Origin of the sequence: Enterobacter cloacae complex sp. AR_0002 (genome assembly GCF_001922365.1) — a bacterium.
In the GTDB taxonomy this organism is placed as follows: Bacteria; Pseudomonadota; Gammaproteobacteria; order Enterobacterales; family Enterobacteriaceae; genus Enterobacter; species Enterobacter hormaechei_C.
The window spans coordinates 3,884,055-3,898,063 of the sequence record NZ_CP018814.1; the positions used below are offsets into that span (position 1 = coordinate 3,884,055).

Below are 14,009 nucleotides of genomic sequence, written 5' to 3' on the forward strand. Positions count from 1 at the left end.
CCTTAAGCCGTTTTCAGCGCGCCAACCGGACGGGCTGGCTCAACTGCTGGGTAGTAGGGTTCGTTATGACGCGCTTTGTTACGCAGACCTTCCGGCACCTCATAAAGCGGGCCGAGGTGCTGGTACTGCTGAGCCATATCGAGATAGCGAGCGCTGCCGAGCGTATCCAGCCAGCGGAACGCGCCGCCGTGGAACGGAGGGAAGCCGAGGCCGTACACCAGCGCCATATCCGCTTCTGCCGGGCTGGCGATAATGCCTTCTTCGAGGCAGCGCACCACTTCGTTGATCATCGGGATCATCATCCGGGCGATGATCTCGTCGTCAGTGAAGTCGCGTTTCGGCTGACTGACGTCGGCCAGCAGGCCATCCACCGCCGCATCTTCTTCTTTTTTCGGTTTGCCTTTGCTGTCTTCTTTATAGCGCCAGAAGCCCAGACCGTTTTTCTGACCAAAGCGGTTGGCGTCGAACAGGGCGTCAATGGCGTCGCGATAGTCTTTCTGCATGCGCTGCGGGAAGCCCGCCGCCATCACCGCCTGAGCGTGATGGGCAGTATCGATGCCGACAACGTCCAGCAGATACGCCGGGCCCATCGGCCAGCCGAACTGTTTTTCCATCACTTTATCGATTTTGCGGAAGTCTGCGCCGTCGCGCAGCAGCTGGCTGAAGCCGGCGAAGTAAGGGAACAACACGCGGTTAACGAAGAAGCCCGGGCAGTCGTTAACGACGATCGGCGTTTTGCCCATCTTGCTCGCCCACGCCACCACTTTGGCGATGGTTTCGTCGGAGGTTTTCTCCCCACGGATCACTTCGACCAGCGGCATGCGGTGCACCGGGTTAAAGAAGTGCATCCCGCAGAAGTTTTCCGGACGCTTCAGCACGCTCGCCAGTTCGCTGATAGGAATGGTGGAGGTGTTAGAGGCCAGCACGGTTTCCGGACGCACCTTGTCTTCGGTTTCGGCCAGCACCGCTTTTTTCACTTTCGGGTTCTCGACGACCGCTTCAACCACCACGTCCACACGGTCGAAACCGCTGTATTCCAGCACTGGCTGGATGGTGGAGATCACGCCTGCAAGCTTCAGACCATCAATTTTGCCGCGCTCAAGCTGTTTATTCAGCAGCTTGGCCGCTTCGGTCATGCCCAGCGTCAGGGATTTCTCGTTGATGTCCTTCATCACCACCGGCACGCCTTTCCAGGCAGACTGGTAGGCGATGCCGCCCCCCATAATGCCCGCGCCGAGTACCGCCGCGTGTTTTGGCGTTTCAACGTTTTTGGTGAGTTGTTTGGCTTTGCCCTTCACAAACTGATCGTTAAGGAAGATACCAACCAGCGCGCGGGCTTCGTTGGTGTGCGCCAGCGGGACAAAGCTCTGGTTTTCCAGCTTCAGGGCGTCATCACGGCCCAGACGGGCTGCCGCTTCAATGGTTTTCACCGCCGTGATCGGCGCCGGGTAGTGTTTACCCGCCGTCTGCATCACCATGCCTTTGGCGATGGTGAAGCTCATGGTGGCTTCAATTTTGCTGAGCTTCAACGGCTCCAGCTTCGGCTGACGTTTGGCTTTCCAGTCGAGGTCGCCGTTAATGGCCTGACGCAGAATGGCGAGTGCGCCTTCAACAAGCTTCTCAGGTTTTACAACGCCGTCGACCAGGCCAATTTTCTGCGCCTGTTCTGCGCCGACGTCTTTACCCGCGGCAATGATCTCCAGCGCGCTGTCGGCGCCCAGCATGCGCGGCATACGGACGGAGCCGCCAAAGCCCGGCATGATGCCCAGCTTGGTTTCCGGCAGGCCGATACGCAGGTCCGGGGTCGCCAGACGGTAATCAGTGGCTAACACGCATTCGCAGCCGCCGCCCAGCGCGTAACCGTTGACGGCAGAAAGGGTCGGGACAGGCAGATCTTCCAGACGATTAAAGACGCTGTTCGCGAAGTGCAGCCACTGGCTCAGCTGTTCTTCGGGCACCAGGAACAGCGACAGGAATTCGGTGATATCCGCGCCAACGATAAAGGCCGCTTTGTTGGAGCGCAGCAGCAGCCCTTTTAAATCTGATTGCTTTTCAAGTACATCCAGCGCCTGGCCAAGACTGGCCACCGTCGCGGTATCAAGCTTGTTCACTGAGCCGGGGGCATCGAACACCAGTTCGGCAATGCCATCTTCCAGCCAGTCTACGTACAGGGTGTCGCCTTTGTAGAGCATGTCGGTCTCCTGAATCCAGCAATTGGATCTGGTCATACCAGATGAAACGGAGTGTGGAATTTATGTTAATAAAATGCAAATTAGTCATTAAGAAATTGCTGCGCTGATCACGGTCGGTGGAAATCACGCAGCCGGAGTGAGGTGTGCTAAGATGCGATGACTTGAGGTCAAAAAAACGAAAGGAAGAATGATGGACTCACTGGCTTCGCTTTATAAAAATCATATCGTTACCCTACAGGAACGTACCCGCGATGTACTGGCCCGCTTCAAGCTGGATGCCCTGCTGATCCACTCCGGCGAGCTGATGAATACTTTTCTTGATGACCATGCTTATCCCTTCAAGGTTAACCCGCAGTTTAAAGCCTGGGTGCCTGTCACGCAGGTTCCAAATTGCTGGCTGCTGGTGGATGGCGTGAACAAGCCGAAACTGTGGTTCTACCTGCCGGTCGATTACTGGCACAACGTGGAGCCGCTGCCGACCTCATTCTGGACCGAAGAAATTGACGTGATTGCGCTGCCAAAAGCAGACGGCATAGGCAGCCAGCTGCCAGCGGCGCGCGGCAACATCGGCTACATTGGTCCGGTTCCTGAGCGCGCGCTGGGTCTGGATATTCCGGCAGATAAACTCAACCCGAAAGGCGTGCTGGATTATCTGCACTACTATCGCGCCTACAAGACCGACTACGAACTTTACTGCATGCGTGAAGCGCAAAAAACGGCGGTGAATGGCCACCGTGCGGCGCACGAAGCGTTCCAGTCCGGTATGAGCGAGTTCGATATCAATCAGGCTTACCTGACGGCGACCGGCCACCGCGATACCGACGTGCCGTACAGCAACATCGTGGCGCTGAATGAACATGCCTCGGTTCTGCACTACACCAAACTGGATCATCAGGTTCCGGCTGAGATGCGTAGCTTCCTGCTGGACGCGGGGGCTGAGTACAATGGTTATGCGGCAGACCTGACCCGTACCTGGGCGGCGAATGCGGATACCGATTTTGCGCAATTGATTAAAGACGTGAACGACGAACAGCTGGCGCTGATTGGCACCATGAAGGCCGGAACCAGCTACGTGGATTATCACATCCAGTTCCATCAGCGCATCGCTAAACTGCTGCGTAAGCATCAGATTATCAAAGACATGAGCGAAGAGGCGATGGTTGAGAACGATTTGACCGGGCCATTTATGCCGCATGGTATCGGCCACCCGCTGGGTTTGCAGGTTCATGACGTCGCGGGCTTTATGCAGGATGATACCGGCACGCACCTGGCGGCACCGTCTAAATATCCTTATCTGCGCTGCACCCGCGTTCTGGCGCCGCGTATGGTATTGACCATCGAGCCGGGCATCTACTTTATTGAATCCCTGCTGGCGCCGTGGCGCGAAGGGCAATTCAGCAAGCACTTCAACTGGGAGAAAATTGAAGCGCTGAAGCCTTATGGCGGCATTCGTATCGAGGATAACGTGGTTATTCACGAGAACAGCATTGAGAACATGACGCGAGATTTGAAGCTGGCCTGATGGAAAGCTGGCTGATACCGGCCGAGCCGGTCACCTTTGTTGAGGAAATCAAAAAAAGCCGCTTTATCACGCTGTTGGCGCATACCGACGGCGTGGAGGCGGCGAAGGCGTTCGTCGAGTCCGTCCGCGCGCAGCACCCGGATGCCCGCCATCACTGTGTGGCGTGGGTCGCAGGGCCGCCAGACGACTCACAGCAGCTCGGGTTTTCTGACGACGGTGAACCGGCGGGTACGGCCGGAAAACCGATGCTCTCCCAGTTGATGGGCAGCGGCGTGGGTGAAATCACCGCCGTCGTGGTCCGCTACTACGGGGGCATTTTGTTAGGCACCGGAGGGCTGGTCAAAGCCTACGGAGGTGGTGTCCAGCAGGCGCTTAATCTTCTGATAACAACCCGCAAAACGCCACTTACGGAATATACTTTGTTATGCGATTACGCCCAGCTATCGGGTATCGAAGCACTGCTTAAACAGTTTAACGGTGTCATCGCACACAGTGATTATCAGGCAATGGTGCAATTACGCGTGGCGCTTCCTCAGGCGGAACTGGCTGCTTTTTCAGCAAAACTCGCTGATTTTAGTCGCGGTTCATTGCAATTACTGCCGATTGAAGAATAATCCCCACCTCACAATTTTGAATACCTAAGGAAGCGGCAGAGATGCATTTTCGTGCCATTACCCGAATCGTTGGATTGCTGGTCATACTTTTCTCCGGGACAATGATCATTCCCGGACTGGTGGCGCTCATCTACCGGGACGGCGCGGGGCGTGCATTTACGCAAACCTTTTTTGTCGCGCTGACGATTGGCTCCCTGCTGTGGTGGCCAAACCGCCGTGAGAAAGGTGAACTGAAATCCCGGGAGGGGTTTCTGATTGTGGTCCTGTTCTGGACGGTACTGGGAAGCGTGGGTGCGCTGCCGTTTATCTTCTCCGAACAACCGAATCTCACCGTCACGGATGCGTTTTTTGAATCGTTCTCCGGATTAACGACCACCGGGGCCACCACGCTTGTGGGGCTGGATTCGCTCCCGCATGCGATTCTCTTTTACCGGCAGATGCTCCAGTGGTTCGGCGGTATGGGGATCATTGTCCTGGCGGTGGCTATCCTGCCGATTCTGGGCGTCGGGGGGATGCAGCTTTACCGGGCGGAGATGCCCGGCCCGCTGAAAGATAACAAAATGCGCCCGCGTATTGCGGAGACGGCGAAAACCCTGTGGCTTATCTATGTCCTGCTGACGGTGGCCTGCGCGCTGGCGCTGTGGTTTGCCGGGATGCCTGCGTTTGATGCCATCGGGCACAGCTTTGCGACTATTGCTATCGGCGGGTTCTCCACCCACGATGCCAGCGTCGGCTACTTCGACAGCCCGACAATCAATACCATCATTGCCATCTTTTTGCTGATCTCAGGCTGTAACTACGGTCTACACTTCTCGTTGCTTAGCGGACGGAGCCTGAAGGTGTACTGGCGCGACCCGGAATTCCGGATGTTTATTGGCGTCCAGCTGACTCTGGTGATCATCTGTACCCTGGTACTGTGGTTCCACGATGTCTATAACTCGGCGGTCACGACCCTGAACCAGGCCTTCTTCCAGGTGGTATCGATGGCAACAACCGCCGGTTTCACCACGGACAGTATTGCGCGTTGGCCGCTGTTCCTGCCGGTGCTGCTGTTGTGCTCTGCGTTTATCGGCGGCTGTGCCGGGTCAACGGGCGGCGGTCTGAAGGTGATCCGTATTCTGCTGCTGTTCAAGCAGGGGAACCGTGAGCTGAAACGTCTGGTCCACCCGAATGCGGTTTACAGTATTAAGCTGGGGAACCGCGCGCTGCCGGAACGCATCCTCGAAGCGGTGTGGGGATTCTTCTCCGCTTATGCACTGGTCTTTATTGTCAGTATGCTGGCGATAATCGCCACGGGCGTGGATGATTTTTCTGCCTTCGCCTCTGTGGTGGCAACGTTAAACAACCTGGGGCCGGGGCTGGGCGTCGTGGCGGATAACTTCGCCAGTATGAACCCGGTGGCGAAGTGGATCTTAATCGCCAATATGCTGTTTGGGCGTCTTGAGGTCTTTACGCTGCTGGTGCTGTTTACCCCAACATTCTGGCGTGAGTAAGGAGACATTGGTGAAAACGTTAATTCTTTTCTCAACGCGTGACGGACAAACGCGTGAGATTGCTTCATATCTGGCTTCTGAACTCAAAGAGCTGGGCATTTATTCTGATGTGGTGAACCTGAATCGCACTGAACAGATTGCCTGGCAGGATTACGACCGCGTGGTCATTGGCGCTTCAATTCGTTACGGCCATTTCCATCCGGCGCTGGATCGCTTTGTGAAAAAGCATACGGCGGAACTCGCTCAGCTGCCTGGCGCGTTTTACTCGGTCAACCTGGTTGCCCGTAAAGCAGAGAAGCGTACGCCGCAGACTAACAGCTATACGCGTAAGTTTTTGCTGAGTTCGCCATGGCAGCCCGATATCTGTTCTGTCTTTGCTGGCGCGCTGCGTTACCCGCGTTACCGCTGGTACGACCGCTTTATGATCCGCCTGATCATGAAAATGACGGGCGGGGAAACGGATACACGTAAAGAAGTGGTCTACACCGACTGGGCTCAGGTCGCCAGTTTTGCCCGTGAAATTGCGCATTTAACGGACGATGCGCGGGTTTAATAAGCGTTGAGTTTGAAAAGTGAGCGAACGAAAAGTTTTTTGTATTTAGTGCTTGTCACTTCAGAAGAACTCCCTATAATGCGCCTCCACTGACACGGAACAACGGCACGCAAGCCGCCGGGTCAGCAGAGAAAAGCAAAACAAACGCTTGACTCTGAAGCGGGAAAGCGTAATATGCACACCCCGCGCCGCAGCGAAAACGAAGCGGCACTGCTCTTTAACAATTTATCAGACAATCTGTGTGGGCACTCAAAGTGACATGGATTCTTAACGTCCTCGGACGAAAAATGAATACCAAGTCTCAACGAGTGAACACGTAATTCATTACGAAGTTTAATTCATTGAGCATCAAACTTTTAAATTGAAGAGTTTGATCATGGCTCAGATTGAACGCTGGCGGCAGGCCTAACACATGCAAGTCGAACGGTAACAGGAAGCAGCTTGCTGCTTTGCTGACGAGTGGCGGACGGGTGAGTAATGTCTGGGAAACTGCCTGATGGAGGGGGATAACTACTGGAAACGGTAGCTAATACCGCATAACGTCGCAAGACCAAAGAGGGGGACCTTCGGGCCTCTTGCCATCGGATGTGCCCAGATGGGATTAGCTAGTAGGTGGGGTAACGGCTCACCTAGGCGACGATCCCTAGCTGGTCTGAGAGGATGACCAGCCACACTGGAACTGAGACACGGTCCAGACTCCTACGGGAGGCAGCAGTGGGGAATATTGCACAATGGGCGCAAGCCTGATGCAGCCATGCCGCGTGTATGAAGAAGGCCTTCGGGTTGTAAAGTACTTTCAGCGGGGAGGAAGGTGTTGAGGTTAATAACCTCAGCAATTGACGTTACCCGCAGAAGAAGCACCGGCTAACTCCGTGCCAGCAGCCGCGGTAATACGGAGGGTGCAAGCGTTAATCGGAATTACTGGGCGTAAAGCGCACGCAGGCGGTCTGTCAAGTCGGATGTGAAATCCCCGGGCTCAACCTGGGAACTGCATTCGAAACTGGCAGGCTAGAGTCTTGTAGAGGGGGGTAGAATTCCAGGTGTAGCGGTGAAATGCGTAGAGATCTGGAGGAATACCGGTGGCGAAGGCGGCCCCCTGGACAAAGACTGACGCTCAGGTGCGAAAGCGTGGGGAGCAAACAGGATTAGATACCCTGGTAGTCCACGCCGTAAACGATGTCGACTTGGAGGTTGTGCCCTTGAGGCGTGGCTTCCGGAGCTAACGCGTTAAGTCGACCGCCTGGGGAGTACGGCCGCAAGGTTAAAACTCAAATGAATTGACGGGGGCCCGCACAAGCGGTGGAGCATGTGGTTTAATTCGATGCAACGCGAAGAACCTTACCTACTCTTGACATCCAGAGAACTTTCCAGAGATGGATTGGTGCCTTCGGGAACTCTGAGACAGGTGCTGCATGGCTGTCGTCAGCTCGTGTTGTGAAATGTTGGGTTAAGTCCCGCAACGAGCGCAACCCTTATCCTTTGTTGCCAGCGGTTAGGCCGGGAACTCAAAGGAGACTGCCAGTGATAAACTGGAGGAAGGTGGGGATGACGTCAAGTCATCATGGCCCTTACGAGTAGGGCTACACACGTGCTACAATGGCGCATACAAAGAGAAGCGACCTCGCGAGAGCAAGCGGACCTCATAAAGTGCGTCGTAGTCCGGATTGGAGTCTGCAACTCGACTCCATGAAGTCGGAATCGCTAGTAATCGTGGATCAGAATGCCACGGTGAATACGTTCCCGGGCCTTGTACACACCGCCCGTCACACCATGGGAGTGGGTTGCAAAAGAAGTAGGTAGCTTAACCTTCGGGAGGGCGCTTACCACTTTGTGATTCATGACTGGGGTGAAGTCGTAACAAGGTAACCGTAGGGGAACCTGCGGTTGGATCACCTCCTTACCTTAAAGAACCTGCCTTTGTAGTGCTCACACAGATTGTCTGATGAAAAACAGCAGTAAAAAACCTCTACAGGCTTGTAGCTCAGGTGGTTAGAGCGCACCCCTGATAAGGGTGAGGTCGGTGGTTCAAGTCCACTCAGGCCTACCAAATTTTTGCTGATGCTGCGTTGCGGCGACACTCACATACCTGAGTATGCTTCGTGTCACCACGCCTTGCCTCAACAAAAATTACCGGTACAGAGGTGACTACGATGGGGCTATAGCTCAGCTGGGAGAGCGCCTGCCTTGCACGCAGGAGGTCTGCGGTTCGATCCCGCATAGCTCCACCATCTTTTACTGCGAACACAAGAAAACTTCAGAGTGAACCTGAAAAGGTGCACTGCGAAGTTTTGCTCTTTAAAAATCTGGATCAAGCTGAAAATTGAAACGACACACAGCTCATGTGTGTTCGAGTCTCTCAAATTTTCGCAATCAGAAGTGAAACATCTTCGGGTTGTGAGGTTAAGCGACTAAGCGTACACGGTGGATGCCCTGGCAGTCAGAGGCGATGAAGGACGTGCTAATCTGCGAAAAGCGCCGGCGAGGTGATATGAACCTTTGACCCGGCGATGTCCGAATGGGGAAACCCAGTGTGTTCCGACACACTATCGTTAACTGAATACATAGGTTAACGAGGCGAACCGGGGGAACTGAAACATCTAAGTACCCCGAGGAAAAGAAATCAACCGAGATTCCCCCAGTAGCGGCGAGCGAACGGGGAGCAGCCCGGAGTCTGAATCAGCTTGTGTGTTAGTGGAACGGTCTGGAAAGTCCGACGGTACAGGGTGATAGTCCCGTACACGAAAATGCACATGCTGTGAACTCGAAGAGTAGGGCGGGACACGTGGTATCCTGTCTGAATATGGGGGGACCATCCTCCAAGGCTAAATACTCCTGACTGACCGATAGTGAACCAGTACCGTGAGGGAAAGGCGAAAAGAACCCCGGCGAGGGGAGTGAAAAAGAACCTGAAACCGTGTACGTACAAGCAGTGGGAGCACCTTCGGGTGTGACTGCGTACCTTTTGTATAATGGGTCAGCGACTTATATTCTGTAGCAAGGTTAACCGTATAGGGGAGCCGAAGGGAAACCGAGTCTTAACTGGGCGTTAAGTTGCAGGGTATAGACCCGAAACCCGGTGATCTAGCCATGGGCAGGTTGAAGGTTGGGTAACACTAACTGGAGGACCGAACCGACTAATGTTGAAAAATTAGCGGATGACCTGTGGCTGGGGGTGAAAGGCCAATCAAACCGGGAGATAGCTGGTTCTCCCCGAAAGCTATTTAGGTAGCGCCTCGTGAACTCATCTTCGGGGGTAGAGCACTGTTTCGGCTAGGGGGCCATCCCGGCTTACCAACCCGATGCAAACTACGAATACCGAAGAATGTTATCACGGGAGACACACGGCGGGTGCTAACGTCCGTCGTGAAGAGGGAAACAACCCAGACCGCCAGCTAAGGTCCCAAAGTCATGGTTAAGTGGGAAACGATGTGGGAAGGCACAGACAGCCAGGATGTTGGCTTAGAAGCAGCCATCATTTAAAGAAAGCGTAATAGCTCACTGGTCGAGTCGGCCTGCGCGGAAGATGTAACGGGGCTAAACCATGCACCGAAGCTGCGGCAGCGACGCTTATGCGTTGTTGGGTAGGGGAGCGTTCTGTAAGCCGTTGAAGGTGTGCTGTGAGGCATGCTGGAGGTATCAGAAGTGCGAATGCTGACATAAGTAACGATAAAGCGGGTGAAAAGCCCGCTCGCCGGAAGACCAAGGGTTCCTGTCCAACGTTAATCGGGGCAGGGTGAGTCGACCCCTAAGGCGAGGCCGAAAGGCGTAGTCGATGGGAAACAGGTTAATATTCCTGTACTTGGTGTTACTGCGAAGGGGGGACGGAGAAGGCTATGTCAGCCGGGCGACGGTTGTCCCGGTTTAAGCATGTAGGCGGAGGTTCCAGGTAAATCCGGTACCTTATTAACGCTGAGGTGTGATGACGAGGCACTACGGTGCTGAAGTGATAAATGCCCTGCTTCCAGGAAAAGCCTCTAAGCATCAGGTAACACGAAATCGTACCCCAAACCGACACAGGTGGTCAGGTAGAGAATACCAAGGCGCTTGAGAGAACTCGGGTGAAGGAACTAGGCAAAATGGTGCCGTAACTTCGGGAGAAGGCACGCTGATATGTAGGTGAAGCCCCTGCGGGCGGAGCTGAAATCAGTCGAAGATACCAGCTGGCTGCAACTGTTTATTAAAAACACAGCACTGTGCAAACACGAAAGTGGACGTATACGGTGTGACGCCTGCCCGGTGCCGGAAGGTTAATTGATGGGGTTAGCGGCAACGCGAAGCTCTTGATCGAAGCCCCGGTAAACGGCGGCCGTAACTATAACGGTCCTAAGGTAGCGAAATTCCTTGTCGGGTAAGTTCCGACCTGCACGAATGGCGTAATGATGGCCAGGCTGTCTCCACCCGAGACTCAGTGAAATTGAACTCGCTGTGAAGATGCAGTGTACCCGCGGCAAGACGGAAAGACCCCGTGAACCTTTACTATAGCTTGACACTGAACACTGGTCCTTGATGTGTAGGATAGGTGGGAGGCTTTGAAGCGTGGACGCCAGTCTGCGTGGAGCCGCCCTTGAAATACCACCCTTTAATGGCTGGTGTTCTAACGTAGACCCGTGATCCGGGTTGCGGACAGTGTCTGGTGGGTAGTTTGACTGGGGCGGTCTCCTCCCAAAGAGTAACGGAGGAGCACGAAGGTTGGCTAATCCTGGTCGGACATCAGGAGGTTAGTGCAATGGCATAAGCCAGCTTGACTGCGAGCGTGACGGCGCGAGCAGGTGCGAAAGCAGGTCATAGTGATCCGGTGGTTCTGAATGGAAGGGCCATCGCTCAACGGATAAAAGGTACTCCGGGGATAACAGGCTGATACCGCCCAAGAGTTCATATCGACGGCGGTGTTTGGCACCTCGATGTCGGCTCATCACATCCTGGGGCTGAAGTAGGTCCCAAGGGTATGGCTGTTCGCCATTTAAAGTGGTACGCGAGCTGGGTTTAGAACGTCGTGAGACAGTTCGGTCCCTATCTGCCGTGGGCGCTGGAGAATTGAGGGGGGCTGCTCCTAGTACGAGAGGACCGGAGTGGACGCATCACTGGTGTTCGGGTTGTCATGCCAATGGCACTGCCCGGTAGCTAAATGCGGAAGAGATAAGTGCTGAAAGCATCTAAGCACGAAACTTGCCCCGAGATGAGTTCTCCCTGAGACCTTGAGTCTCCTGAAGGAACGTTGAAGACGACGACGTTGATAGGTCGGGTGTGTAAGCGCAGCGATGCGTTGAGCTAACCGATACTAATGAACCGTGAGGCTTAACCTTACAACGCCGAAGATGTTTTGGCGAAGAGACAGACACGATTTTCAGCCTGATACAGATTAACAGAATTTGCCTGGCGGCTTTAGCGCGGTGGTCCCACCTGACCCCATGCCGAACTCAGAAGTGAAACGCCGTAGCGCCGATGGTAGTGTGGGGTCTCCCCATGTGAGAGTAGGGAACTGCCAGGCATCAAACAAGTGAAGAGGCCATCCGCAAGGATGGCCTTTTTGCGTTTCTACACCTGCTTCCTTTCCATAAACAAATCACCTATCCCCCCATATATACGGTAAACTATCCCGGTTTTTGCATCAGGATAGCGTCTATGAATCACTCCCTTAAGCCCTGGAATACCTTTGGTATTCAACGGAATGCTAATCAAATTGTACGTGCCGAAAGTGCTCAGCAGTTGCTGAATGCATGGCAAAACGCAACAGGAAACGGTGAACCCGTACTTATTCTGGGCGAAGGAAGTAATGTCCTGTTTCTCGATGATTTTGCGGGGACGGTAATCGTCAATCGCATCATGGGGATTGAGTGTAAAGAGAGCGCTGACAGCTGGCATTTACACGTGGGTGCTGGCGAGAACTGGCACCATCTGGTGCAATATACCCTTGAAAAAGGGATGCCCGGACTGGAAAACCTGGCCCTGATCCCGGGCTGTGCAGGATCATCTCCTATTCAAAACATCGGTGCCTACGGCATCGAACTGAAACACGTCTGCGAATATGTCGATTGCATCGAACTCGCGACCGGAACGGCGAAGCGCCTGACCGCAGAGCAGTGCCGCTTTGGTTATCGCGACAGCATTTTCAAGCACGATTATCAGGATCGTTTCGTCATTGTGGCCGTTGGTCTGCGCCTGGCGAAAGCCTGGAAACCCGTTCTGACTTACGGCGATCTGACCCGTCTTGACCCGGCTACCGTCACACCGCGTGAGGTATTTGATTCCGTATGCCACATGCGCATGACCAAGCTCCCGGACCCGAAAGTCAACGGAAATGCGGGCAGTTTCTTCAAAAACCCGGTGATCAGCAGCGAAAATGCAAAAGCATTTCTCGCTGGCTGGCCAACGGCCCCGCATTATCCTCAGGCGGATGGCAGCGTGAAGCTGGCCGCAGGCTGGCTTATCGATCAGTGTGAATTAAAAGGTACTACTCTTGGTGGCGCTGCTGTTCATCGTCAGCAGGCGCTGGTACTGATCAACCAGTCCAACGCGACAAGTGAGGATGTCGTCAACCTGGCGCACCATGTTCGTCAGCGCGTGGGCGAAAAATTCAACGTCTGGCTGGAGCCTGAAGTTCGCTTTATTGGCCGAACGGGCGAAGTGAATGCCGTGGAGACCATTGCGTGAAGGACAATACTATTCCGTTAACTCTCATCGGTATCCTTGCTGATGGCGAGTTTCATTCTGGCGAGCAGCTGGGCGAACAGCTGGGCATGAGCCGCGCTGCCATCAATAAACATATTCAAACGCTCCGCGACTGGGGCGTGGATGTGTTTACGGTGCCGGGAAAAGGCTACAGCCTGCCGGAACCGATCCAGTTACTGAATGAAGAGATCATCCGCAGCCAGATTGGGCACGGTAACGTCGCGGTATTGCCGGTCATTGATTCGACGAACCAGTATCTGCTGGATCGCCTGAGCGAGCTGAAATCCGGTGATGCCTGCGTTGCCGAGTACCAACAGGCAGGACGTGGCCGCCGGGGGCGTAAGTGGTTCTCACCATTTGGCGCCAACCTCTACCTTTCCATGTACTGGAGGCTTGAACAGGGGCCAGCTGCGGCCATCGGGCTGAGCCTGGTCATCGGCATTGTGATGGCAGAGGTGCTGCACGATCTGGGTGCCGATCAGGTGCGGGTAAAATGGCCCAACGATCTGTATCTCAACGATCGGAAGCTGGCGGGGATCCTGGTCGAACTGACGGGAAAAACAGGCGATGCCGCACAGATCGTTATTGGAGCGGGGCTGAACATGGTGATGCGAAACGTGCAGAACGATGTCGTGAACCAGGCCTGGACCAACCTACAGGAAGCGGGGATCACCATCGATCGCAATACGCTTGCCGTCCGCATGATCAATGAGTTGCGTAGTTCGCTGACGCTCTTTGAACAGGAGGGGTTAGCGCCATTCCTGTCCCGCTGGGAAAAGCTGGATAACTTTATTAACCGACCGGTGAAGCTGCTGATTGGGGATAAAGAGATTTACGGCACATCACGCGGCATTGACGCGCAGGGTGCGTTGCTTCTTGAACAGGATGGTGTGATTAAGCCCTGGGTGGGCGGTGAAATTTCGTTACGAAGTGCAGAGTAACCCTCTCCCCACAGGGGAGAGGGTG

7 protein-coding genes, 2 tRNA genes and 3 rRNA genes are annotated in these 14,009 nt (G+C 54.6%); 11 read left to right on the forward strand and 1 reads right to left on the reverse strand.

Annotated features, from left to right (window positions below):
- Positions 1–2 precede the first annotated feature (2 nt).
- On the reverse strand, positions 3–2,192 hold the full coding sequence (fadB, locus tag AM329_RS19185; protein ID WP_023315008.1) for a fatty acid oxidation complex subunit alpha FadB: 2,190 nt from the start codon (positions 2,190–2,192) through the stop codon (positions 3–5).
- Positions 2,193–2,382: 190 nt separating this feature from the next.
- On the opposite strand from fadB, the gene pepQ reads away from it, so the two are divergent.
- The 11 genes from pepQ (at position 2,383) to birA (ending at position 13,984) form a co-directional block, all read left to right on the forward strand.
- Entirely contained in the window at positions 2,383–3,714 is a 1,332-nt protein-coding gene (pepQ, locus tag AM329_RS19195; protein WP_003860124.1) for a Xaa-Pro dipeptidase, read from the forward strand.
- Positions 3,714–4,328 (forward strand): IMPACT family protein, encoded by a 615-nt coding sequence (locus AM329_RS19200; protein WP_015572737.1) that lies wholly within the window; start codon positions 3,714–3,716, stop codon positions 4,326–4,328. Before pepQ ends, AM329_RS19200 begins: the two co-directional genes overlap by 1 nt.
- Before the next feature lie 41 nt (positions 4,329–4,369).
- Positions 4,370–5,821, forward strand: coding sequence for a Trk system potassium transporter TrkH (gene trkH, locus AM329_RS19205; protein WP_022649737.1), 1,452 nt, complete (start codon positions 4,370–4,372; stop codon positions 5,819–5,821).
- Between the two features lie 10 nt (positions 5,822–5,831).
- Positions 5,832–6,374: a menaquinone-dependent protoporphyrinogen IX dehydrogenase gene (gene hemG, locus AM329_RS19210; RefSeq protein ID WP_003860122.1), complete on the forward strand. Its 543-nt coding sequence runs from the start codon at positions 5,832–5,834 to the stop codon at positions 6,372–6,374.
- 358 nt (positions 6,375–6,732) lie between these two features.
- Positions 6,733–8,274, forward strand: a 16S ribosomal RNA gene (locus AM329_RS19220).
- A gap of 70 nt (positions 8,275–8,344) precedes the next feature.
- Positions 8,345–8,421: transfer RNA gene (locus tag AM329_RS19225), tRNA-Ile, on the forward strand.
- A 105-nt stretch (positions 8,422–8,526) separates the two neighbouring features.
- Positions 8,527–8,602 (forward strand) — tRNA-Ala (locus AM329_RS19230).
- A 170-nt stretch (positions 8,603–8,772) separates the two neighbouring features.
- Positions 8,773–11,677, forward strand: a 23S ribosomal RNA gene (locus AM329_RS19235).
- A gap of 69 nt (positions 11,678–11,746) precedes the next feature.
- Positions 11,747–11,862 (forward strand): 5S ribosomal RNA (gene rrf / locus AM329_RS19240).
- The 16S, 23S and 5S rRNA genes sit together here with 2 tRNA genes alongside, the layout of an rRNA operon.
- A 134-nt stretch (positions 11,863–11,996) precedes the next feature.
- Positions 11,997–13,025 carry a UDP-N-acetylmuramate dehydrogenase gene (gene murB / locus AM329_RS19245; protein WP_023323862.1) on the forward strand — a complete coding sequence of 343 codons (1,029 nt, stop codon included), beginning with the start codon at positions 11,997–11,999 and terminating at the stop codon, positions 13,023–13,025.
- Entirely contained in the window at positions 13,022–13,984 is a 963-nt protein-coding gene (gene birA / locus AM329_RS19250; RefSeq protein WP_003861169.1) for a bifunctional biotin--[acetyl-CoA-carboxylase] ligase/biotin operon repressor BirA, read from the forward strand. The genes murB and birA overlap by 4 nt, the downstream gene beginning before the upstream one ends.
- The last annotated feature ends 25 nt before the right edge of the window (positions 13,985–14,009 follow it).

Bases quoted from the DNA above. Each gene is read 5' to 3' on its own strand.
- trkH (WP_022649737.1), top strand. From the start codon at position 4,370: ATGCATTTTCGTGCCATTACCCGAATCGTTGGATTGCTGGTCATACTT.
- pepQ (WP_003860124.1), top strand. From the start codon at position 2,383: ATGGACTCACTGGCTTCGCTTTATAAAAATCATATCGTTACCCTACAG.
- murB (WP_023323862.1), top strand. From the start codon at position 11,997: ATGAATCACTCCCTTAAGCCCTGGAATACCTTTGGTATTCAACGGAAT.
- AM329_RS19200 (WP_015572737.1), top strand. From the start codon at position 3,714: ATGGAAAGCTGGCTGATACCGGCCGAGCCGGTCACCTTTGTTGAGGAA.
- fadB (WP_023315008.1), bottom strand. From the start codon at position 2,192: ATGCTCTACAAAGGCGACACCCTGTACGTAGACTGGCTGGAAGATGGC.